15 protein-coding genes are annotated in these 22825 nt (G+C 74.1%); 5 read left to right on the plus strand and 10 right to left on the minus strand.

All coding sequences use genetic code 11. The features are described from left to right. Both FB558_RS15155 and FB558_RS15160 read right to left on the minus strand, forming a co-directional pair. Positions 1-1641, minus strand: coding sequence for a hypothetical protein (locus FB558_RS15155; protein WP_142053179.1), 1641 nt, complete (start codon positions 1639-1641; stop codon positions 1-3). 26 nt (positions 1642-1667) lie between these two features. Beyond that, complete coding sequence (locus FB558_RS15160; protein ID WP_142053181.1) at positions 1668-3629, minus strand: DUF6541 family protein; 1962 nt, start codon at positions 3627-3629, stop codon at positions 1668-1670. A gap of 135 nt (positions 3630-3764) precedes the next feature. Here FB558_RS15160 and glf point away from each other — a divergent pair, with 135 nt between their 5' ends. Continuing rightward, positions 3765-4955 carry a UDP-galactopyranose mutase gene (gene glf, locus FB558_RS15165; RefSeq protein ID WP_142053183.1) on the plus strand — a complete coding sequence of 397 codons (1191 nt, stop codon included), beginning with the start codon at positions 3765-3767 and terminating at the stop codon, positions 4953-4955. Between the two features lie 39 nt (positions 4956-4994). Here glf and FB558_RS15170 read toward each other — a convergent pair whose 3' ends face one another. The 3 genes from FB558_RS15170 to FB558_RS15180 form a co-directional block, all read right to left on the minus strand. Then, positions 4995-5369 carry a hypothetical protein gene (locus FB558_RS15170; protein ID WP_142053185.1) on the minus strand — a complete coding sequence of 125 codons (375 nt, stop codon included), beginning with the start codon at positions 5367-5369 and terminating at the stop codon, positions 4995-4997. Continuing rightward, positions 5366-5584 (minus strand): hypothetical protein, encoded by a 219-nt coding sequence (locus FB558_RS15175; protein WP_142053188.1) that lies wholly within the window; start codon positions 5582-5584, stop codon positions 5366-5368. The genes FB558_RS15170 and FB558_RS15175 overlap by 4 nt, the downstream gene beginning before the upstream one ends. Positions 5585-5703: 119 nt before the next feature. Beyond that, on the minus strand, positions 5704-6879 hold the full coding sequence (locus tag FB558_RS15180) for an MFS transporter (RefSeq protein ID WP_142053190.1): 1176 nt from the start codon (positions 6877-6879) through the stop codon (positions 5704-5706). A 357-nt stretch (positions 6880-7236) separates the two neighbouring features. On the opposite strand from FB558_RS15180, the gene FB558_RS15185 reads away from it, so the two are divergent. After that, positions 7237-9255, plus strand: a complete 2019-nt coding sequence (locus tag FB558_RS15185) for a glycosyltransferase (protein WP_142053191.1) — start codon at positions 7237-7239, stop codon at positions 9253-9255. A 60-nt stretch (positions 9256-9315) separates the two neighbouring features. Here FB558_RS15185 and FB558_RS15190 read toward each other — a convergent pair whose 3' ends face one another. Beyond that, positions 9316-11235, minus strand: a complete 1920-nt coding sequence (locus FB558_RS15190) for a glycosyltransferase (protein ID WP_142053193.1) — start codon at positions 11233-11235, stop codon at positions 9316-9318. 85 nt (positions 11236-11320) lie between these two features. Continuing rightward, positions 11321-14290: an arabinosyltransferase domain-containing protein gene (locus tag FB558_RS15195; RefSeq protein WP_246106447.1), complete on the minus strand. Its 2970-nt coding sequence runs from the start codon at positions 14288-14290 to the stop codon at positions 11321-11323. A 135-nt stretch (positions 14291-14425) separates the two neighbouring features. On the opposite strand from FB558_RS15195, the gene FB558_RS15200 reads away from it, so the two are divergent. Both FB558_RS15200 and FB558_RS15205 read left to right on the plus strand, forming a co-directional pair. Beyond that, positions 14426-15064, plus strand: coding sequence for a nitroreductase family protein (locus FB558_RS15200; RefSeq protein ID WP_142053197.1), 639 nt, complete (start codon positions 14426-14428; stop codon positions 15062-15064). Positions 15065-15225: 161 nt separating this feature from the next. Next, positions 15226-16731, plus strand: a complete 1506-nt coding sequence (locus FB558_RS15205; protein WP_142053199.1) for an acyltransferase family protein — start codon at positions 15226-15228, stop codon at positions 16729-16731. Between the two features lie 223 nt (positions 16732-16954). Here the strand turns inward: FB558_RS15205 and dprE2 are convergent, their stop codons facing one another. Both dprE2 and dprE1 read right to left on the minus strand, forming a co-directional pair. Beyond that, positions 16955-17710, minus strand: a complete 756-nt coding sequence (gene dprE2 / locus FB558_RS15210) for a decaprenylphospho-beta-D-erythro-pentofuranosid-2-ulose 2-reductase (RefSeq protein WP_142053201.1) — start codon at positions 17708-17710, stop codon at positions 16955-16957. Further along, positions 17710-19068: a decaprenylphosphoryl-beta-D-ribose oxidase gene (gene dprE1 / locus FB558_RS15215; RefSeq protein ID WP_142053203.1), complete on the minus strand. Its 1359-nt coding sequence runs from the start codon at positions 19066-19068 to the stop codon at positions 17710-17712. The genes dprE2 and dprE1 overlap by 1 nt, the downstream gene beginning before the upstream one ends. A gap of 102 nt (positions 19069-19170) precedes the next feature. Here dprE1 and FB558_RS15220 point away from each other — a divergent pair, with 102 nt between their 5' ends. Beyond that, positions 19171-19779, plus strand: coding sequence for a DUF1707 domain-containing protein (locus FB558_RS15220; RefSeq protein ID WP_142053205.1), 609 nt, complete (start codon positions 19171-19173; stop codon positions 19777-19779). Between the two features lie 1294 nt (positions 19780-21073). Here the strand turns inward: FB558_RS15220 and FB558_RS15225 are convergent. Beyond that, entirely contained in the window at positions 21074-22768 is a 1695-nt protein-coding gene (locus tag FB558_RS15225) for a DUF885 domain-containing protein (protein ID WP_142053207.1), read from the minus strand. Positions 22769-22825: the final 57 nt, after the last annotated feature.

A 22825-nucleotide genomic window follows, 5' to 3' on the forward strand; every position in this document is an offset into this window, starting at 1 on the left:
TCAGCGCGATCCGCGGGTGATCGGCTCACCGTACGGCTGCCACCCGCCCCCCAGCAGCGCCCCCGGATCCGGCGCGCACCCGTCCGCCACGCTGTAGTCGGGGCAGGTCCCGTCCGGCTGCCGCACGTGCTGGGCCACGTGGGCGAGCAGCCCGACCGAGCCGTCGTCGCGCGGCAGGTAGCGGTCCGCGGTCGCCGAGCCCATGGACAGGGCGAGCAGCAGCGCGGCGCACAGCGCCCCGACCGTGACCACCGGACGCGCCGGGACGCGGTCGCCCGACCCGAACCGCGCGTGCCACACCTCCTGCACCCGCCGGCCGCCGTACAGCGCCGCGAACACCGCCAGCAGCAGCAGGCAGAACAGGATCTGCGCGGTCGTGCGGGGGTAGAGCTGCACGGTCAGCGTGGCGTACATCTGCGACGCGATCCAGAACCGCATCAGCCACGCGCCCGCCATCAGCGCGCAGAGGGCGAGCACCGCCGTACGCCGTCCCGCGACGGCGACGGCCAGGCCCAGCCCGACCACCAGCAGGACGGTGAAGACGCCCACCCCGGCGAGCTCGCCCGGCGGCGGCCACGGGCCGACGTCGCCGGGCAGGTCGTTGCGCCACATCGCGATGTAGGCGGGTTCGACGGCGGTGTCGAAGTAGAAGTAGCGGTCCTGCACCGTGCCGGCGGCGCCGAGCAGCCCGAGCAGGTGGGGCCACGCCACGGCGACCAGGCCCGCGGCGGCCAGCCCGAGCAGCGCGAGACCGCGCAGCGGCGCGGCGCGCCACGGGAACACGACCAGCACCGCCACCAGCGCGCCGGGCGCCGACCAGAGGAACCACCCGGAGTAGAGGCAGAACAGCACGCCGAGGCCGGCGCCGGTCGCGACGCCGACGAGCGCGACGCGCGTCCAGGTCAGCGCCTCGGCGCGGCGCAGCACCCGCAGGAACGCGATCAGGAGCGGGACCAGCGCGACGAGCACGACGGTGGTGTAGGGCTTGTACGGCTCGAGCATCGGCATCGCCGCGACGAGGGTGGCGGCCAGCGCCCACACCGGGGCCAGCACGAGCCGCCAGGACAGGTAGGCCAGCGGCCCGAACAGCGCCGTGGCCACCACCTGGACGGTCCGCAGCGCGCTCGCGGTGGAGTCGCCGGTGAGCTCGGCCCACCGGGCGATCACGTGCAGCACGGCAGGCGGGTAGTCGGCGGGGACGCCGCGTCCGGCGAGGATGTCGTCGGCCCAGCGGATGAGCTGCCCGGAGTCCCCCCAGTTGGCGAACAGGGGCCAGTCCGTGCCCCGCAGCGCGAGCAGGACGCCACCCGCGACCAGCCCGGTGGCGAGCCCGGCCACCGCGGCGCACGCGAGCCGGCTGACCACCGCCCACACCGCCGGGTGCCGGCTCGCCGCCACGGCGGCCAGCACGACCACGAGGCCGAGCACGACGAACCGCAGGTCGAGCGCGGCCAGTCCGCTGACCTGCCCGATGCGGTCCAGCGGGTCGACGACCACCGAGCGGCTCAGCTGCACCGAGAGGAGCGCGGCGCCCAGCGCCACGAGCACCTCTCCTGCGCCGAGGCCGACGCGTGCGAGCCACGGCGGGACGGCGCGGGGAGCGGGGGCAGGGGACCACCCCGGCCGGTCCGTCCGCGTCACCGGCGCCACGCTAGCGCCCGCCGCCACTACCGCCCGCCCGGCGCGTCGGGCCGGATCCGGTAGATCACCGCATCGCGGTTGCGGTACACGACCTGCAGCCAGTCGGCGTTCTCCAGCCCGATGAACCCGGGGGCGCGCCGCCAGTCCGATCGCACGTACCCGCGGCCCAGCATCACGTAGTGGACGCCGAGCTCCTCCACCGCGGCGCGCACCTCGGGCTCGTCGGGGTAGCGGTTGAACCGCGCGTTGAGCAGGTGGATGCTGTCGTCGATCTGGGAGGCGTTGTAGTGCCCGGCGATGGGCAGCACGCCGGCGATCGCGTACATCCACGCCGAGCCGTCGCCGCGGTCGTTGAGCACCCGCTGGCCCGGCGGCACCACCTTCGCGAGCTCGTGCATCGCGTCGACCTCGAGGGAGGACACGACCGGGCCGTCGGGTGCGGCCAGCTGCATCCGTCCGACGTTGCGCGCCAGGTAGAGCTCGTTGCTCGCCACGAAGAACAGGGAGAACACGAGCCCGGTCGCGACGATCGAGGCGGCCTGCCGGGCCGGTTCCGGCGGGCCGGCGCCGACCTTCTCGGCGAGCGCCCTGATCCCCGTGGCCGCCCCCCGCTGCAGCTCGGCGAGACCGTGCCCGGCCAGCACCGCGATCGGGACGACGCACAGCCCGACCAGGCGCCACTCGTCGTTCCACCAGGGGCGGGTGATGGCGGTGACCCACCAGGCGTCCGAGGAGGCGACGGCCACGAACAGGCCGGCGAACGCGGCGCCGGACGCCGCCGTCCAGCGCAGGCCGCGCAGGTGGGCGAAGCGCGCGAGGCCGACACCGACGGCGGCCACGAGCCACCACTGCGGGCGCAGGCCGTCGTGCGCCAGCGCCACCAGCTCGCCGACCGCCTCGGACTGGGTCATCTCGGCCGGCCAGTCGTAGGGCGGCTCACCCGAGGCGCTGCCCAGGGAACCGAGCAGCTGGGGCAGCGCGAGCAGGGCGGCACCGGCCCCCGCCGCGAGCACGACGAGCGGTTCGCGGCGCAGCAGTCGGGGGTCGGTCGCCCAGCGCTGGACCACGGCGGGCATGGCGAACAGGGCCGCGGTGAACAGGATGGCCGGGTTCAGGGCGATCATGCCGAGCAGCCCCATCCCGAACAGCAGCCCCTGCACGAGCACGCGGGAGAGCCGGCCCCGGGCGTCGAGCAGGTCGACGAGCAGCACGGCGGCCAGCGGCATCAGCACGGCGCCGGTGACGAACGGCAGCAGCGGTCCGCGCCAGAGCATGTCGTAGAAGAAGGTGATCGCCACGCTGCAGCCCGCGGCCGCGACGGCGAGCACGGCCCGGCCGCCGAAGCGGTGCACGAGCGCGACGACGACGAGCGCGCCGATGCCGGGCAGCAGCACCGTGTGCGCGTTGAGCACGGTGGGCACATCCGTGCCGCTGATCTGCAGGACCAGCGCCGCGAGCAGGTGGTAGGCGTTGGGGTAGAAGACCTCGACGCCGTTCAGGAACCAGTTGACCTGGCCCATCCCGACGAGGCTGCTGTCGCCGGTCTCGGCGATCCACCGGATGCCGTTGGCGTGGAACACGGCGTCCCAGTCCTGCGGGATCGCGGACAGGTGGCCCAGTCCCGACCAGATGACGGTGCCGCCGAGCACGACGATCCCGGCGAGCGACACCGCCACCGCGGCGTGGGCCCACCGGCTCCACAACGGCGGCGCGGCAGGCGGCGGTGCGCCGGAGCGGTACCGGATCGTGACGCGGGCGGCCACCGCCACCGCGCAGAGCACGACGAGCAGCAGGCCCGCGCTCGTGGGCGACCAGTCGATGCCGATCGCGGCGAACAGCGGCCCGAACAGCCCGACGACGGCGTAGGTGAGCAGCGGGGCGAACGCGGCGAGCGTCCACCCGCGCACCCCGGCGAGCGCGGCGAGGACGAGGCCCGGTACCCACAGTGCGAGCACGTAGAGCACCACGACGTGGCCGCCTGCTCCCACCGCCCGAACCCCCGGATCGCCGCCGTCACCGGATCGCCGGCAACCGGCGCGAACCTACACGTCTGACGTGGGCGTCCTGCGAACCCGCCGGGGCGTGCCCGGGAGGCGTCCACCACCCCGCTACCCTCGGTGGCCGTGACCTACGCGGGATACGACCTCGTCGTCGTCGGCTCCGGGTTCTTCGGCCTCACGGTGGCCGAGCGGGCCGCCGGTGAACTGGGCAAACGCGTCCTGGTGCTCGAACGGCGCTCGCACATCGGTGGCAACGCCTACTCGGAGGTCGAGCCGGAGACCGGGATCGAGATCCACCGGTACGGCGCCCACCTGTTCCACACCTCGAACGAGCGGGTCTGGGAGTACGTCAACCGCTTCACCGCCTTCACCGGCTACCAGCACCGCGTTTTCGCCCGGGTGGGTGAGCAGGTCTACGCGTTCCCGATGAACCTGGCGCTGATCAACCAGTTCTTCGGCCGTTCCCACACCCCTGACGAGGCGCGGGCGCTGATCGCCGAGCAAGCCGGCGAGATCGACACGAAGGACGCGGCGAACCTCGAGGAGAAGGCGGTCTCGCTGATCGGTCGCCCGCTCTACGAGGCGTTCGTCAAGGGGTACACGACCAAGCAGTGGCAGACCGAGCCGACGGAGCTCGACCCGTCGATCATCACCCGGCTCCCGGTCCGCTACACGTTCGACAACCGGTACTTCAACGACACGTACGAGGGCCTCCCGGTCGACGGCTACACCGCGTGGCTCGAGAAGATGGCCGACCACCCGAACATCGACGTGCGGCTCGACGTCGACTACTTCGCGGTGCGCGACCAGATCCCGGCCGGGACGCCCACCGTCTACACCGGTCCGCTGGACCGCTACTTCGACTACTCCGAGGGCGAGCTCGGCTGGCGCACCCTCGACTTCGAGCAGGAGGTCGTCGAGACCGGCGACTTCCAGGGCACCGCCGTCGTGAACTACAACGACGCCGACGTGCCCTACACCCGGGTGCTGGAGTTCCGCCACTTCCACCCCGAGCGCGACTACCGCTCGGACAAGACGGTGATCGTGCGCGAGTACTCCCGGTCCGCCGAGTCCGGGGACGAGCCGTACTACCCGATCAACACCCCGGACAACCGCGCGAAGCTGCAGCGCTACCGCGACCTCGCGCGCAAGGAGACGGCCAACGCCAACGTACTGTTCGGCGGGCGGCTGGGCACCTACAAGTACCTCGACATGCACATGGCGATCGGCTCGGCGCTGACGATGTTCGACAACCGCCTGCGGCCCCACCTGGTGGACGGCCGGGCCCTGTCGGGCACGGAGTCCGACGACTGACGCCCGGCATCCCGGAGGTGCGCGAGCGTGGTGCGAACTTCAGGAGCTGACGAGCTGGTGTGCTCGCTGATGCGACACGCCGAGGAGCTTCCCGAGGTCCCGCAGCGGGATGCCGGACTCCTTCAGCTCCAGCGCCGCGGCGCGCACCTCTGCGGCCGCTTCGGAGCGCAGGCGGAGTTCCTCGGCGCGCAGTTGTTCGGCGCGGTCGAGGTGCTCCCGGACTGAGGCGGGCATGGTGACCTGGACATCCACGGTGAACGAGTCCGGTTCGATGTCGAGCATGACGGCGATCAGGTCGCGGGCCATGACATCGATCTCGCCGACGTTGCGCGCCTGGGTGACGCGGTCGATCTCGGGGATGTGGATGTGCCAGTAGCGGCCGCTGCGGGTGACGTGCGCCGTGTACGTGCTCATCGTCTCCACCAGCCTTTCCCGAGCTTCTGCTCGCACTCGCGGTAGATCCCTTCGGTGGTCATCTCGTTGACGTCACGGTGTCGTGGGATCGGGATCTTCAGCCCGTCGAGCGTGTAGATCGTGTGGTTGGCGCCCTCGCGGTGGAGGGCGAAGTCGAGGTTCTGGCGCTTGGCCTCCCGGCTGATGCGCTTGACGATGTCCCTCGGCTTGCTCAAATTCTAAGTCTACCCCGGGATAGACGCAAGCGTCTATCCCGGGGTAGACGCCCTACGGGAGGGCCCGGCGGGGGCGGGGGCGACGAGGCCCGCCACGCTGGGCGCGCCGCGGCCGGTCGTCATCCGGATGCGGCCCCGCGCCGCGGCACCCAGCGGGCCATGCCGGCGGCGCCCAGAGTCGACACCGCTCCCAGCGCCACGGAGCCCGCGCTCAGCGTGGCCGCCGCTGCGACGCCGGCGAGCAGCAGGGGCCCGGTCAGCATGCCGATGTCGTGGCAGAGCCGGAAGGCGCCCAGGAACTCGGCGCGCCCCTGCACCGGCGCGGCGTCGGCGCCGAGCGTCATGATCACGCCGTTGCTCAGGCCGTTGGCCAGGCCCATCAGCACCGCGACGACGCCGAGCGCGACCAGCCCGCCCGCGAACGGCAGCACGACGTGGGCCGCGGCGAACGCCACCAGCGACGCAACGGCGACGGGGCGGCGGCCGCGCAGGTCCATCCACCGCCCGGCCGGGTAGGACAGCGCGACGTCGACGGCGGCCCCGACCCCGAACAGCAGGCTGGTGGTGGCGGCGTCGAGCCCGATGTGGTCGGCCCACAGCGGCAGCACCGCGGTGCGGGAGGCCCGTGCGGCGCCCAGCAGCAGCGCGCCCGTGCCGAGCGTGCGCAGCACCCGGTGGTGCTCGGCGAGCACGGCGCGCAACGTCCGGGTCGGGCCGGCGGCGCGGCGGTCGGCCTTCACGCGCGGCATCGCGGCCATCAGAGCCGCCGCCACCAGCACGGCGGCGAGCTGCACCAGGAAGCCGCCGCGCGGACCGAGCAGCAGCACGACCCCGGCTCCGAGGAACGGTCCGAGCAGGGTGCCGAGGCGGGACAGGCCCGCCATGGCCGACAGCGTCCGGGCCCGCTGCGCGAGCGGGACCGTCTCGATGATGTAGGCCTGCCGGGCGAGCCCCCACACCGAGCTCGCCACGCCGAACAGGCCGACCCCGATCCCGAGCACGACCGGTGACCAGGACAGCAGGCCGAGCGCCGCTCCGGCGGCCCCGACGGCGCTGCCGAGCAGCACGGCCGCCCGCTCGCCGATGCGGGCGACGATGCGCCCGGCCGGCAGGTCGCCGAGCACCTGGCCCAGCCCGAGCAGGGCGACGACGAGGCCCGCGACGCCGACCGAGGCGCCGAGCTCCCTGGCCTGCAGGGCCACGACCGGGACGGCGGCCCCCTGCCCGACGCCGAACACCGCGGCGGGCAGCAGCACCGGGACGACGAGGCGCCGCAGCGTCCCGAGCTCAGGCACGGGCCCGCCCCCGGACGACCTTCCCGACGATCACCGCGTGCCCTCCCCGATGTTCCCCGGGGAGTCAACCACCCTCCGCGTGCGTCGGCCCGTGATCGGCCCGAGATCGCGTCGAACGTCCCGTAGCGGGCGTTCCTCCGGGTCTCGCACCGATCTCCCGGGCCGTGATCGGTTCGAGATCGACCGCGTCGGCCCGAGAAGGACGCAGGAGCCCGATCTCGGAACGATCACGGGTGGTCACGGCACGCCGATGCCCCACCGGGACCGGGCCCCGCGCGGCGTCGCTACTCTCGGACATCGGGCGCGCACGCCCGTGCCCTGCCGACCCGGCCCTCGACGACACAGGACCCCTCCTCGATGACGATCTCCGAGACGCCGACCCGCCCGTCCCCGTCGCCCCGACCGGGGGCGGTGCCGCCGGCGCACGGCGGCAACCTGCTGCAGCGGGTGATCCTGCCGCGCACCGGCGATCCCATGAGCGTGCGCTCGCTGTACCTGGACGAGCGGACCGGGATCCGGCTCACCACCGTGCCCACCCCGGACGCGCCCCCGTCCACGGCGAAGATCGGCCTCGTGGGCTCGGCCGTCAGCGCGCGGCGGCTGCGGGCCACGTCGCGGACCTCGGCCGTGGTGCCCGAGCAGAGCGAGGTGTCCTTCGGCGCCTACTTCAACGCGTTCGCGGCGTCCTACTGGCGGCGCTGGAGCCGGCTCACCGAGGTGCACCTGAAGCTCTCGCTGGAGGGCACGGGCCGGATCGACGTCTACCGCACCAAGTCCGACGGCTCGCCGATCTTCGAGCGCGGGGCCGTGCTGCAGGGGCCGGGCCGGCACGAGCTGGACATGGCGCTGGACCTGCGCCCCTTCGAGGACGGCGGCTGGTACTGGTTCGACGTCACCACGGCCGAGGGCGACCTCACGCTGCACGCCGGCGGCTGGTACGCGGCCGAGGAGCCGACGGGCCGGGCCGCGGTCACCGTCGGTACGCCGACGTTCAACCGGCCCGCCGACTGCGTGGCCACGCTCACCGCGCTCGGCGAGGACCCGCTGGTGCGCGAGGCGCTCACCGCGGTGATCGTGCCCGACCAGGGCACGAAGAAGGTGCGCGACGAGCCGGGCTTCGAGCAGGCCGCCGCCCTGCTGGGCGACAAGCTGCGGATCATCGACCAGCCGAACCTCGGCGGGTCCGGTGGCTACGCGCGGATCATGTACGAGGCGCTCGAGCACACCGACTGCGAGCAGATCCTCTACATGGACGACGACATCCTCCTCGAGCCGGACTCGGTGCTGCGGGCCGTCGCGTTCTCCCGCTACTCCCGCGAGCCGATGCTGGTCGGCGGGCAGATGCTGTCGCTGCAGGCGCGCTCGCAGCTCTCGACGATGGGCGAGGTCGTCGACCGCGGCACGCTGCTGTGGCGCAACGCCCCCGGCACCGAGCCGCACCACGACCTGGCCGACCAGACGCTGCGCCAGACGCCGTGGCTGCACCGGCGCACCGACGTCGACTACAACGCCTGGTGGATGTGCCTGATCCCGCGCGCGGTCGCCGAGGACGTGGGCATGCCGCTGCCGCTGTTCATCAAGTGCGACGACACCGAGTACGGCCTGCGTGCCCGCGCGAAGGGCTACCGCACCGCCACGGTGCCCGGCATCGCGATCTGGCACATGTCGTTCCTGGAGAAGGACGACACGAGCGACTGGCAGGCCTACTTCCACTACCGCAACCGGTTCGTCGCGGCCACGCTGCACGGCCCGGAGAACCCCACGGCGCTGCTGCGCGACACGCTCAAGCGCACGCTGCGCCACCTGCTGCTGCTGGAGTACTCGGCGGTGGCGCTGCAGGAGATGGCCCTGCGCGACTTCCTCGCCGGACCGGAGCGGCTGTTCCCCACGCTGCCCACGGTGCTCGGGGAGATCCGCGCGAAGCGCGCCGAGTACGACGACGGCCGCCCGCTGGACTCCGCCACCCAGGTGCCGCTGTCCGACCTGGACGCCCTGTCCGCCCAGCTGTTCCCGCAGCCGCCGAAGGGCAAGGTCGGCACGGTGAAGGGCCTCGCGCAGAGCGTGCTGCACAACCTGCGCGCTCCCGACCCGGCGCACCAGGCCGTGCCGCAGCGCAACGTGCCCGCCCGCAACGCGCAGTGGTTCGTGCTGTCCCGGCTCGACTCGGCGACCGTCTCGACGCCCGACGGGCGCGGCGTGACGTTCCGCCGGCGCGACCCGGCGATGTTCCGCGCCATGCTCAAGACCGCGGTCGGCCAGTGCCGGGATATCGCGAAGGCGTGGCCGGAGCTGCGCAGGCGCTACCGCGACGCGCTGCCGGAGCTCTCCAGCCGGGAGGCGTGGGCGCGCGAGGTGTTCGACCGGAACCCCGGCTGACGAACGGCACTCTCGTCGGCTAGGTACCGACGAGAGTGCCGTTCGTCAGTGGGACCTCGCTCAGTCGTCCATCCCGTACAGCCGCGCCCAGTTCTCCCGGCTGGAGAGCCGGCCCATCTCCGCGCGGTAGCGGGCCGCGACCGCGGGCCCCTCGCGCACGAAGCGGCGCAGCGTGTGGGCCGCGCGCCGGGTGAGCTCGAGCGCGGTCTGCTTGTCGCGGGTGCGCACCCGGAAGCCCTGCTCGGACATGTCCGTGACGATCGCGCGTTCGAACGTGGAGACGTGCCACCAGTGCGCGTCACCTGCCGGGACGGAGCCGGTGCGGTGCACCGCGCGCCCGGTGAGGTGGTACGCGGCGCGCTTGAGCCAGGTGAGGGTCTCGGAGCCCGGTTCGTTGGCGGCGCGGACCACCTGGCGCTCCCGGAAGTCGCCCGTGGCCTCGGACATCGGGTGCATGACCGTCTCCGGGTACTCCGCCCGGATCTTCCGGACCTCGGCGAGCGCGCCTGCCGAGCCGTCCCAGAGGGTCTCGGGGCCGTTCAGGAAGTCCTCGACGGCCTTCAGCAGGGTGGCAGACAACCCGTACTGCATGCCCACGAGCTGCTGCGACAGCAGCTGGCCGAGCCGTCGGGTGATCCTGGGGATCGAGAAGCCGCTGTGCAGCGCGGCCATGATCAGCCCGTTGCGGATGGTGAAGTAGCGCTGCCACTCGTCGCCGTCCTTCCACCCGAAGTCGGCGTGCCAGACGCCGGCGCCGGGGAGGGAGACGGTGGGGAAGCCGTGGGCGCGGGCCCGGTAGCCGTACTCGATGTCGTCCCACTGCAGGAACAGCGGCAGCGGGTAGCCGATCTCGCGGACGACGGCCGCCGGGATCAGGCAGGACCACCAGCCGTTGTACTCGGTGTCGACGCGGCGCTCCTGGTTGACGGGCAACCGCCGCTCGTCCTCGCCGAGCAGGTAGGCCTCGCGCAGGGCGCCGGGGACCTTCAGCCCCATCTGGAGCTGTTCGGGGTCGGCGTACTCGGCCGAGATGTGCAGGTGGCCGGGATGGAGCAGGTTGAGCATCTGCCCGCCGACGATGGTCGGCTGACGCGTGCTCGCGGCGAACGCGGTGAGCCGCACGAGGATCTCCGGCTCCAGCAGCACGTCGTCGTCCATGAACAGGACGTCGGCGTGCTCGTCGGGCGCGCCCTCGGTGGCGTGGAACATGCCGCGGGTGAAGCCGCCGGCACCGCCGAGGTTGCGCTGGCGCACGTAGTGCAGGCGCTCGCCGAGCGCCGCGGCGATGCCGCTGAACCGCTCGCGCGACTCGACCGGGTCGCTGCCCTGGTCGACCACGTGGACGGTGCGCACGCGCTCCTGCGCGCCGGGGTCGTCGGCCAGCGCCTGCAGCGTGTTCAGGCAGTCGTCGACGCGGTTGTGCGTGCAGATGGCGACGTCCGTGGCCGGCACCGGGCGGGTGGCGGCCACCGTCCAGCGCACGTCGGACACGGTGAGCTCGCCGGTCTCGGTGGTGATCTCGAGCCACATGCCGCCGCCGTCGACGAAGCGGTCGATCGCGCCGACCAGGCGCACGGGGGTGGCGTCCGCGTCCCGCAGGTCGCAGGAGGCCACGATGCGCCACACCTTGTTGGTGTCCGACGCCATCAGCCGCACGCGGCCGGTGCCGGCGGCCACGGCCGACACCTCGACCTCGCCGACGTCGGTCCAGCGCTGCCAGTAGGTGGCGTGGAACCGCCCGAAGTAGCTGTTGGTGCTGACCCGGGCCCCAGGGGCGAGCGTCACCCGGTCGCGCTCGCGCCGAGCGGTGCCCTTCTCGACCGCGGAGTAGAGGTCCTCGGGAACGAGCGCGGTGGGGCCGAAGAACAGGCCGCGCTGGGCGAGCAACCGGGCAGGGGTGCCGCCGTCCTGCGCCTGCGGGTGCTCCTGGGCGGCGGGCGGGTTCTGCGCCCGGTCGGTGCTGTCCGGTGTGCGAAGCATGCGGGGCGGCCGTCCTCCGGTCGGTGCGGTCTGCGTTCGGCTGCGCTCATTGTGCGGTCCGGACGCCGTCCCGGCCGGGCCGGGGTCAGCCGACCGGGTCCACGTCCGGCACGCGTGCGTGCCCGTCGCGGTGCCATCCGGGCACCGTCTGCGCGCCGACGGTGGGCCGGGCCGCGGCGAGCGGTCCGATCGGGGCCCACCGGTAGAGCTGAGCGGGGTCGCGGACCGGATCGCCCGCGAGGTAGGTCGCCATCCGCTGTTCGGTGATCAGTTGTCGCGGTGCGGCGAAGGGTCCACCGATCCGTGGCTGGTAGGTGATCGCGGCGCCTGCGTCCTCGGCGGGCGGGCCCACCCGCCAGGCCGGGAGCGTCGCCGACCCGGGCGGCAGCGGCGCCGGGGTGAGGCAGGGGAACAGGAACGCGACGGGCCAGTCGAGGATCGCGGTGCTGCCGGGCGGCAGCAGCTGCGACATCGGCGTCAACCGCGGGACGCGCGGCAGCGCCGCCACGGCGGCCGGGCGGGCGGCGGTCACGGGCGCGTCGACCACCAGCCGCACGGTCTCGGCGTCCGCGGGCGCGAGCTCGCGGACATCGCGCGGGTCGTCGGACGCGGCCTCGATGCGCCTCCGCTCGAGCACCCGGTCGCCGTCGCCGAACTCGAGGAGGAGCTCGTCACCGGGGCGGGTCGACCCGGAGGTCGTGACGACAACGGGCAGGGCCTGCGCGCGCTGCTCGGCGTCGAGCAGGAACCACGGGGTGGTCGTGCGTCCGGCGACCGCCACCCCGGGCAGCGTGTGCCCACCCACGTCCACGGGCAGGACGTGCCCGGCGGCCTCGCCCGGAGCGAGTGGCAGGAGACCGGCGGCCGGGTCGGTCTCGACCGACAGCTCCTCCTGCAGCCCGCAGCGCTCACCGGCGAGCGTGGCGACGGTGTCGGTGGCCGGGGTGTGGCTGTCCCGGTGCTCGACCGCGACCCGGACGAGGCCGCCCACCTGCAGCACCAGCACGCAGACGAGCAGCGTGGCGACGAGCGCGGCCGGCGGGGGCAGCCATCGGGGCACGGTGGCGTCGGGCCCGCTGCCTGCGCGCCGCCACAGCGACCGGGCGAGCAGCACGGCCACGACGACACCGCCCGCCACCAGCACGATGGTGGCCATCGGCACGCCGGCGACCTGGGGCACGACCGTGCTGAACGTCGGGTCGAACCAGGCACCGACCGTCGGCCAGGTGTTGTAGCCCGCCACCACCACGGCCGCCACCGCCGTGGTGCCCGCCCAGCCGGCCGCGACCGTCCGCGGTGCCCCCAGCGCCGACCAGGCGACGGCGCCGAGCACGAGCACCGCGGCGCCGTAGCCGCCGAGGTCGCCGAAGTGCTGCGTCCACTTGGTGGGCGACAGCGTCAACGTGGCGACGCTCAGCAGCAGGCCCACGACCAGGCGCCGGGCGGGCCCGGTCGCGATGCCGGCGCGGACGCGCGGCAGGGCCCACAGCACGCCGGCCGCCGCGAGCAGCGTGGCGAGCACCGCGGCGCGGCGCCCGATCGCACCCTGGAACGACTCGGGCTCGAGCAGGAGCGCGTACCGCTCGAACTCCGCGTACCACGGCTCGTCACCGCCGATGGCGGTGCGCACCCGCACGGACTCCAGCGTCCCGGCGAGGCTCTGGTCGGGCACCATGAGCCACACCGCGGACGCGGGCGCGGCCACGAGCGCGGCCACCAGCGGCAGCACGTGCAGGTCCCGGCGCCTGCGCAGCAGCCGCAGCAGCGGCAGGGCCGCCGCGAGGAAGGGGGTGAACGCGAGCAGCCCGGCGGGCGTCACGGCGGTGGTGGCACCGGCGAGGACGAGGCCCACGGCCAGCGGCAGCACCCGCGAGGTGGCCACGGCGCGCTCGACCGCGAGGAACACGGCGAGCGCCCCGACAACCACCCACGGCTCCGGCCGCAGCCCCAGGCCGAAGGGGACCCACCAGGTGGCGAAGGCCAGCGCGGCCAGCCACGGGGTGGACGGTCGCGCCGCGAACCGCCCGAGCCGGGGGAGCACCAGCCGCGACAACAGCCACCAGCACAGCAGGCCCAGCACCGTGGAGGGCACGCGCATCCACGGCGCCGACGCCGAGACGAGCGACCACAGGTGGTACAGCTCGTAGAACCAGCTGAAGGGTGCTTCGGGGGCGTTCAGCCAGCGGTAGGCGTTGCCGATGAACCCGTTGCTCCCGGCGCTGCGCACGATGCCTGCGATGTAGCCGTCGTCCACCGTGATCGCCCCGACGGCCCACCACACGACGAGCCCGGCCGTCACGACCGCGTCGACCGGTCGCGGCCGCCACCATCCCCGCGGCAGCACCCGCACCGGCCGGGTGACGGCGCGGTCGGCCGCGCGGAGCGCCAGTAGCGTGCCGAGCAGCGCGAGCACGCCGACGGCGCCGATGGCCGCCTTCAGCGGCGAGATGCTGGTGGCGAAGCGGGTGTCGGCCCGCAGTTCCACGTCCACCCCCGCCGACGCCTCGGAGAACGCTCCCGCGACGTCGGGTCGCACGTCCCCGTCGCGGACGAGCGCGGGAGCACCGTCGACCAGGATGCTGGTGCGTGCGGTGCCGGACTCCAGCGACAGCGTGCAGTCGCCGGCCGGCACCTCGACCGTGCCCAGCTCGACGCCCGCGCTCGCGACGCGCAGGCCGGTGCCGTCCGCGGTGAGCCGCAGGCCGTGCAGCGGCTCGGCCGCCGGGTCGGCGCGCAGCGGGACCGTGGACAGCAGGACCTGCCCGGCGGGCGCGTCGCGGACGGTGGCGCAGCTCGTGCCCGCGGTCAGCTCGACGGGCTGGTAGGGCAGCAGCGGGATCGCGGTGGGGCCGTCGGCCGCGGTCCAGGAGTAGGTGACGACGGGCTGCTGCACCGGGGCGAGCGGGAACGCGACGGCGGCGAGCACGGCGAGCAGGCCGAGCAGCCCGGCGACCCTCCGCGGGCCGCGCGCCGGAACGGTGGGGGTGGTGGAGCGGTCTCCGCGGTGGGGGTCCTGTCGGCTGCCCGGCGCATCGGTCCGCGCGGGCGAGAGCACGGTGGGCAGCTTAGACACGGGCCGTGACGCCGCCGTGAGCGTGACCCGCACGGGCTCACGGGCGGGGGGTGCGGGTGGCACCGACCGTGTCCGGCGCATGGCGGGCCGCGACGAGCGGCGGCATGATCTGTGGACATGACGCTCCCACTCGGCCCCGACGAACTGCTCACCACGACGCGGTCGGTCCGCAAGCGGCTCGACCTGGAGCGCCCGGTGCCGCTCGAGCTCGTCCGCGAGAGCATCGAGATCGCCCTGCAGGCCCCGACCGGCAGCAACCAGCAGGGCTGGCACTGGATGGTGGTCACCGACGCCGGGCTGCGCCGGCAGATCGGTGACTACTACCGGCGCTCCTACGAGCGCTACAGCGTCGGTCGGGAAAAGCGCAACGCGCACCTGAGCCAGGAACGGCAGGCGGTCGGCACGCGCGTCGCCAGCTCCGCCGACCACCTCGCCGAGGTGATGGGCGACGTGCCGGTGCACGTCATCGCCTGCATCACCGTGGGCGACGAGCTGCCGGCCGGCAACCAGGCGGGCCTGTGGGGATCATTGCTCCCCGCCGCGTGGAGCTACCAGCTCGCCGCGCGGGCGCGCGGGCTGGGCAGCGCGTGGACGACGCTGCACCTGCCCTACGAGAAGGAGGTCGGCGAGCTGCTCGGCATCCCGCCGCAGGTGCGCCAGGGTGTGCTGCTGCCCACCGCGTACTTCACCGGTGAGACCTTCCGGCCGGCGCCCCGCGAGCCCCTCGACACGGTCCTGCACCTCGACCGCTGGTAGCTCAGCGTGGCTTACAGGCGTGTAACCCGCGCCGGACACGCCGGTGCCGGTCCACCCGAACGGCCGAGCAGAGTGGAAGCGGTGCGTGACGCCACCCTCCAAGACGGTACGTTCCGGGTGTCACTCGCACCGCTGGTCTGACGGGTTTCGTTTCCCCGAACGTGACGACCGCGAGCCCCACGGCCACCCCATCCGGTACTCAAGCCTCCCTCGCGGGGGAGCTGCGAGGGCTCACCGGGCTGCGAGCCGTGGCGGCGGCGTGGGTGGTGCTGTTCCACTTCCACTTCACCCCGCTGCCCGGCGTCGCGGAGGTCGTCGGGGTGCTGGGGCCGCTGGTCACGGCGGGTGCGCTCGGCGTCGACCTGTTCTTCGTCCTCAGCGGGTTCGTGATCGCCTACACCTACCTCGACGAGCTCGGCCCCGCACTGCGGGCCCGCGCCACCGCGCGGTTCGTATGGGCACGGGCCTGCCGGCTGTGGCCCGCGTACGCGCTGGTGCTGCACGTGTTCGGCGTCTGGCTCGTGGTGCGGGCGACGGTCGGCGACGACGGCGACATCGCGTTCCAGGCCGTGCAGCCGGTGCTCGACGCGGGCCAGTACGTCCAGCAGCTGTTCATGGTGCAGCTGTGGGACGACGCCCGCTTCGACGGCGCCTCGTGGGTGGGCTCCACGTGGTCGATCAGCGCGGAGTGGCTCGCGTACCTGCTGTTCCCGGTGGCCGCGCTCGTACTGTTCCGGATGCGGCGGCTCCCGGCGGTCGTCCTCGCCGGTGGTGCCGTGGTGCTGATGGCCCCGATGGCGTGGGCCTACCTGAGCGCGGGCACGCCGTACTTTCCGTGGAGCTGGCTGGTGCGGATCCTCTGCGGGTTCGGCGCCGGGGCGCTCGTCCACCTGGCCGTCCGCCGGACGTCGTGGACGCCGGCCGCGCGCCGCCGCGCCTCCGTCGTCGCGGCGGTGCTGCCGGTGGTGGTCGCCGCGGGCCTGCTGGCCGGCGAGCTCGTCGCGCCGGGCCGGGGCGGTGCGGTCCTGCTGCTGTTCCCGCTGCTCGTGGCGGCACTCGCGGTGGCCGACCGCGGGCCCGCGACCGTCCTGTCCACGCCGTGGCTGGTCTACGGCGGGCGCCTGTCCTACTGCCTCTACCTCGTGCACATCCCGCTGTTCGAGGTGTACTGGCTCGCGCTGGCGCGCTTCACCGTGCTGGCGTCGCACACCGTGCTCGCCCACGTCGTCGGCGGGCTCGTGCTGCTGGCCACGGTGGGGGCGGCGGCGCTGGCCCACCACCTGGTGGAGGAGCCGTCGCGGCGCCGGCTGCGCGCGATCGGCCCCGCCCTGGCGCGGCTGCCGGTGCGCGCCGCCCGCACGCTCGGACGCCTGCGCGCCCGCCCCGTCACGCTGCCGCCCGTCGCCGCCACCGCGGACGACGCGCTGGCCACCGCCGCGGCCCGGTTCGCCGCTCGGCGGCGGGCGCTCGCGGAGGCGGGGGTCACGCAGGAGCCGTTCCTCCCCGAGCCCCGACACGCCGCGACCCCGTTCCGGCCGGCCACGCTGGCGACGGCGCTGTCCAACGCGCAGCGCAGGCGCGCGGCGCACCGCAGCGAGATGGACATGTGGGCCGACTACGACCGCGCCGAGTACATCCGCGGCGGGTACCTGCACGCGGGCAGCTGACGAGCCACGCGAGCGCCGGGGAGCGCCGCCCTCCCGCCGCTGGACTGCACCCATGTGGCGGGAGGGCGGTGGCAGCGTCGGTCAGAACGGGGGACTCGCCCGGTCAGAACGGGAGACTCGCCGGATCGTCGGCGAGTCTCCCGTTGAAGCACGGCGAGTCTCCCGTTCGAGCACGGCGAGTCCCGCGAACGGGCAGGCGATGGTCCTGGTGTCCGGCCGGGGCTCAGACCGGCAGCCGGCGGAACACCGCGCGCGGCAGGTGCCGCAGCACGCTCATCACCAGGCGCAGCGGCGCGGGGGCCCAGACCAGCTCGCGGTGCTTGCGCACGGCGTCGACGGTGACCGCGGCGACGGCCTCCGGCGTGGTGGACAGCGGCGCGGGCCGCAGTCCTTCGGTCATCCTCGTGTGCACGAAACCGGGCCGCACGATCGTGACGCCGACGCCGTACGGGCGCAGCGCCTCGGTGAGCCCGGTGTAGAACGCGTCCAGCCCCGCCTTGGTGGAGCCGTAGACGAAGTTCGAGCGCCGGGCGCGTTCGCCCGCCACGGACGAGAACGCCACCAGCGCGCCGTGGCCCTGCTCACGCAGCTTGTCCGCGAGCGCCACGCCCACCGACACCGCGGCGGTGTAGTTGACCTGCGCCAGCTCGACGGCGGTGGACACGTCGGTCCACGCCTGCTCGTTGTCGCCGAGCAGGCCGAACGCCACGAGCGCCACGTCGATGTCGCCGCCGGTGAACGCCTTGCGGATGACGTCGGTGTGCGTGTCGAGCTCCGAGGCGTCGAACGCGACGGTCTCCACGGCGCAGCCGCGTGCCTCCAGCCGGGCGCGCGCGGCGTCGAGGCGCTCCGACGGGCGGGCGGCGAGCACCACGCGCAGGGGCCGGTCGTTCGCGAACGCCTCGACGACGGCGAGGCCGATCTCGGAGGTGCCGCCCAGCAGCAGGATGCTCTGCGGGTTGCCCACGGCGTCGATCATCAGTTGAGCTCCAGCCTTCGGGCCATGTCGGAGGTGAAGACGCCCTCGGGGTCGGCGGCGTCGCGAACCTTGCGCCACTCGTCGAAGCGCGGGTAGCCGCGGCGGAAGGCGGCCGCGCTGGTGCGCGACTCCTTCGCCAGGTACAACCGGCCGCCCGCGCCGAGCACGAGCTCGTCCAGCTCGTCGCAGAAGCGGTGCAGCCCGCGCTCGACCGGGAAGTCGACCGTGATGGTCCAGCCCGGCCGGGGGAACGACAGCGGCGCCGGGTTGGCCTCACCGAAGCGCTTGAGGACGTTGAGCCCGGACGCGTGCGGCGACGCGGCGATCTTCTCGACGACCCGGCGGAACGTCGGCTCCTCGCCGAACGGCACCAGGAACTGGTACTGCAGGAAGCCGCGCGAGCCGTAGACCCGGTTCCAGTCCCCGAACAGGTCGAGCACCTGGTAGAAGGCGGTGATGTTCTGGATCGAGCCCCGCTGCCGCTTCGGCGCCTTGCGGTACCAGAGCTCGCTGAACGCGCGCAGCGTGTAGCGGTTGGCCAGCCCGTTCGGGAAGACGTCCGGGAGCGCCAGCAGCTGCGGCGCGTCGAACTTCAGGGGTTCGCCGCGCAGCTTCGGCGGCAGCTGGTCCACGGTGGCGAGCGAGCCGCGGGTGAGCACCGCGCGGCCCAGCTGGGCGCCCGTCGTGGTGGTGTCGAACCAGGCGGCCGAGTAGCCGTACGTGTCGTCCGAGCCGTCGGTGAGCAGCGCCATCAGCTCGTCGAGGTCGGCGGTGCGGTCGGTGTCCACCACGAAGTACGCCGACTCGGTGCGGTGCAGCGCCACGGTGGCCCGCACGACCACCCCGGTGAGGCCCATGCCGCCGACGGTGGCCCAGAACAGCTCGGACTCCGGGCCGTCGGGCGTCAGCGTGCGGACCGTCCCGTCGGCCGTCACCAGGTCCAGGGAGCGGACGTGGTTGCCGAAGCTGCCCTTGGTGTGGTGGTTCTTGCCGTGGATGTCGCTGCCGATCGCGCCGCCGATCGTGACCTGCCGGGTGCCGGGCAGCACCGGCACCCACAGCCCGTGCGGCAGCGCGGCGCGCATCAGGGTGTCGAGGCTGACGCCCGCGTCGAGGTCCGCCAGGCCGGTGTCGGGGTCGATCGAGTGGATCCTGGCGATGCCGGTCATGTCCAGCACGGCGCCGCCCGCGTTCTGGGCCGGGTCACCGTAGGAGCGCCCGAGCCCGCGGGCGATGATCCCGCGCGGCCCCGCGGCGGTGACCGCCGCCGCCACCTCCTCGGCCGAGCGGGGGTGCAGGACGGTCGCCAGGGTGGGCGCGGTGCGTCCCCAGCCGCGCAGGCTCGTGGTCTCGGGCATCGCGGGCCAGGGTAGCGCTCGGGGGAATCGTGCTCGCGCCTCCACCGGGGGCGGCTCCTGCATGCCCCGCGCGCCGCGGGCGGGCGCCGTTACGCTTCGCCCGTGAGCGAGTCGCTGTCGTCGCCCGAGCCCCGCGGGATCCGCATCTCCGACGCCGACCGCGAGCAGGCGGCCCAGCGGCTGCACCAGGCGCTCGCCGAGGGCCGGATCACGCTGAGCGAGCTGGAGGAGCGGCTCGCCGTCGTCTACGCCGCCCGTTACGAGGCCGACCTGCGCCCGCCGCTGGCCGACCTGCCGGGCGCCGACCCGGCCGTCGGCGCCGCCGCCGTGCCGGACGTGCCGTCCGACGCGCCGCCGGTCGTGCTCCGCGCCGGGATGTCCACGATCAAGCGCAGCGGCGCGTGGGACGTGCCCGCGCGCCTGCGGCTGCAGAGCGCGATGGGCTCGGTGGTGCTCGACTTCTGCGACACGCCGCTCCCGCACCCGGTCGTCGACATCGAGGTCGACCTCGGCGCGGGGTCGGCGAAGCTCCTCGTGCCCGACGATGCCACCGCGAACGTCGACGACGTCGTCGCGAGCATGGGCACGGTCAAGAGCAGTGTGCCGTCGGTCCGCCGGCCCGGCGCGCCGCACTTCGTGGTGCACGGCCGGGCCGGGATGGGCTCGGTGACGGTGCGCCGGCGCTACCGCCTCGCGGGCCACTACTTCTGACACATCTGCCCACTCGCTGCGGGTCCTGCGGGTTCTGCTGCAGCTGGGGTTCCCGGAGCGGTGGATCGTGCTGGGTGCTGCGTGATCGGTCCGAGTCGCACGTCCGGGTCGTCGCGGCCGCGCTCACGTACCTCTCGCGCCCCGGCTCCCCGGGGTGATCGCCAGGAATGGTGTGAGAGCGGCAGATCTGCCGCTCCGACACCACTCCTGCTGATCATGGCCGGGTCGGGTTCCAATGAACGCGCCCGTTGCATGATCAGGTCGGCCTCAGCGCTGTTTTCGGGCGGTCCGGCAGCGCTGGTGTCGATGTGACCATGAAACCTCCGGTGGGCGCGCCGTTCCCGGCTCGCGACCGCTGCCGCGCGTCCGGGCTCGGGGTCTTCGGCGCGATCCCCCCGGTCCCCGTCGCCCCTTTCGTGGGCGGGTGGTCGGGTTGGGGTAACTACCGGGTGACGTGGTCGGGTGGGCGGCCGTCCCCGACCTCCGGGCACGCCCGTTGACGACGAGACCGTGCCTGTCGGGTGCCCGCGCACCTTGCGGTGGTCCCGTCCCAACCCCTGACCTGTGATCATCCGGCCGGTCCGAGGCCACATCCGGCCCTTGATCAGCGGGGATGGGACATGCGCTGCAGCGCTGCAGGTCAGGCGCTGCAGCGCTGCAGGTCAGGTCCCGGGTTCGCTGATCATGGCCGTCGTAGAGGTCCCGGAACGGCACCACAGCAAGTTGCGTGGCACCTGGCGGGGGCGGTCTCGTCGTGGACGGGCGTGCCGGGAAGTCGGGGACGGCTGTCAGCGCGCCCACGTCACCCGGTAGTTGTGCCAACAGGTCCACCGGGGCACGGAGGTTGTGCAGGGGCCGGTCCAACTGCGGGGGACGCCCAGACCATGGGTGGGGCAGCTCGCCTCGAGCCGGGTACGGCGCGCCCACGGCAACCGGCCCCACCCGCGCGCATGGAGGTCGGGCAGGGGGGCGGGCTCACTGCGGGTATGGCGTGCCAACGGCAACCGCCCCACCCGCGCGCATGGAGGTCGGGCAGGGGGGCGGGCTCACTGCGGGTATGGCGTGCCAACGGCAACCGCCCCGCCCGCGCGCATGGAGGTCGGGCAGGGGACCGGACCCACTGCGGGAACGGCGCGCCAACGGCAACCCGCCACAGGCACGGAGGTCGGGCAGAGATCCGGGCCAACCTGCCGACGAGGCCCAGGCGCGGGTGCAGCCGGCTCGTCCCGAGCCGACACGGCGCGCCCACGCAACCCGCCCCGCGCGGGCGGCCCCGGGGAGGAGCGGTCGTGGCTCAGAGTCGCGCGAGCTCGTCGGTGAGGTCGTCCAGGCCGAGGCTGCCCAGCGACAGCGCCGCGGCGTGCCAGGATTTCAGGTCGAAGTCCGCGCCGCGGGCCGCGCGCGCCGCGTCCCGCCCGGCGAGCCACGCGCGTTCCCCGAGCTTGTAGCTGATCGCCTGGCCCGGCCAGCCCAAGTAGCGGACGATCTCGCTGTCGAGGAACACCCCCGGCCGCCCGGAGTGCGCTCCGAAGAACGCGCGCGCGATCTCGGGCGTCCACCGCTCCCCGGCGTGCAGCGGCGAGTCCGCGGGCACCTGCAGCTCCAGGTGCATGCCGATGTCGATGACCACGCGGACCGCGCGCATCTGCTGCGCGTCGAGGTAGCCCATCCGGGCGCCGGGCAGCGTCAGGTAGCCCAGCTCGTCCATCAGGCGCTCGGCGTACAACGCCCAGCCCTCGATGTTGCCCGAGACCGCGCCGAGCGAGGTCTGGTAGGTCGAGAGCCGGTCGGCGAGGTGGGTCCACTGGGCCAGCTGCAGGTGGTGGCCCGGCACGCCCTCGTGGTACCAGGTGCTGATCAGGTTCCACAGGGGGAAGCGGGTGGCGCCCATCGGCGGCAGCCAGGTGCGGCCGGGGCGGGCGAAGTCCAGCGACGGGCGCGTGTAGTACGGCGCGGCCGCGCTGCCCGGCGGCGCGATCATGGCCTCGACGGCCCGCACCGGCGGCGCGATGTCGAAGTGCGTGCCGTCCAGCTCGACCATCGCCGTGTCCATCATCTGCTGCAGCCAGGCGCGCACCTCCTCGACGCCCTCGACGGCGTCGCCGTTCCCGTCGAGGTGACGCATGGCGGTGACAGGGTCGGCGCCGGGCAGCACGGTGTCGGCCTCGCGGCGCATCTCGGCGTCGAGGCGGCGGTACTCCTCCCAGCCCCACGCGTACGCCTCGGCCAGGTCGAGGTCGGCGCCGGTGCTCATCCGCGCACCGATGCGGTACCGCTGCTCCCCGACCGCGTCCGGGGTGCCCTCGGCCGCGGGGAGGTAGGTGCCGGCGAGGTGCTCGCGCAGGGCGGTGACGGACTCGGCGGCCGCGGTGGCGGCCGCGGCGAGATCGGACCGGACGCCCGCGCCGGTGCCGTCCGGCGCCTTCGCCGCGAACGCGTGGAACCACGAGCCGCCCTCGCCGGTGAGCCACTCGTCGAGCTGCCCCACCACCGTCGCGACCTGCCGCGGTGCCGCGAACAGGCCGCGCGCCGCCCCTTCGGTGAGCGTGGCGGTCCACCCGCGGTAGGCGTCGGGAACCCGGGCCATCCGGCGGGCGACGACGGCCCAGTCGTCGGGCGTGGCCGTCGGCATCAGCTCGAACAGCCGGCGCACCTGGTCGTGCGGGCCGAAGATGTTGCGGACCGTGCGCAGGTTCTCGCCCGACTCGCTCACCGCGAGCTCGGCCTCGAGCCGTTCGCGCAGCAGGCGGGCGCAGCGCCGGTCGTCCTCGTCGGCCACGGCGGCGCCGGGGAGGGCGGCCAGGGTCCGGCGGGCCAGCGCGTCCAGCGCCTGCTGCCCGTCGGGGGAGAGGTCGGGCACCCGGTCGTCGCCGGGGTGGGTGCCCAGCCCCGTGGCCACGCGCGTGTCGAGGTCGGCGAGGCGGCGGACGTGGTCGTCGGCGAGGGCCCGCACGCCGGTGGGCGTGTTCGGGTCGATCGATGTCGTCACGGCCCGATCATGCCGGGCTGCGCTGCGGTCCTGCCGGGTCCGGATACCCTGGAGCGC

This window comes from Pseudonocardia kunmingensis (assembly GCF_006716445.1).
Classification (GTDB): Bacteria; Actinomycetota; Actinomycetes; order Mycobacteriales; family Pseudonocardiaceae; genus Pseudonocardia; species Pseudonocardia kunmingensis.